Origin of the sequence: Desulfosporosinus metallidurans (assembly GCF_001936615.1) — a bacterium.
GTDB lineage: Bacteria > Bacillota > Desulfitobacteriia > Desulfitobacteriales > Desulfitobacteriaceae > Desulfosporosinus > Desulfosporosinus metallidurans.
The window spans coordinates 1-305 of sequence record NZ_MLBF01000228.1 but is presented as its reverse complement, the minus strand read 5'-3'; the positions used below and the strand labels follow the sequence as shown (position 1 = coordinate 305).

The 305-nt window shown below is 32.5% G+C and carries 1 protein-coding gene; it reads left to right on the top strand.

Going from position 1 to position 305, the window contains the following annotated elements; translation table 11 throughout:
* Window positions 1–181 (top strand): hypothetical protein (locus tag DSOL_RS28605; RefSeq protein WP_207649704.1); only part of this gene is annotated, 181 nt, incomplete at its 5' end.
* Window positions 182–305: the final 124 nt, after the last annotated feature.

The following is a 305-nucleotide window of genomic DNA, read 5'->3' as shown; positions in this document are numbered from 1 at the left end:
ACATATTCGATATCATACTAGAGCAATTCAAACAATTTCTTCCCGTTTATTTCCTGAATTGTTAAAACAATATCTCAAAGTAAGCATGGAACGCACATTGGCAGAAGCTAATTACATTTTGAATTATGAACGTCTTATACAATTGTCCTTTGGGGTTAATTTTGTCAAAAAAAATACGTGATGATATTTTCCATGAAATTGTCATGGAGGTTTATAAAGAGTTCATCGAAAGCGAAAAAGAGTGGAGGATAAGTACGTACTACATTCGATTCAAAGGATTGAAAGGTTCATTTAGAACTTATGGG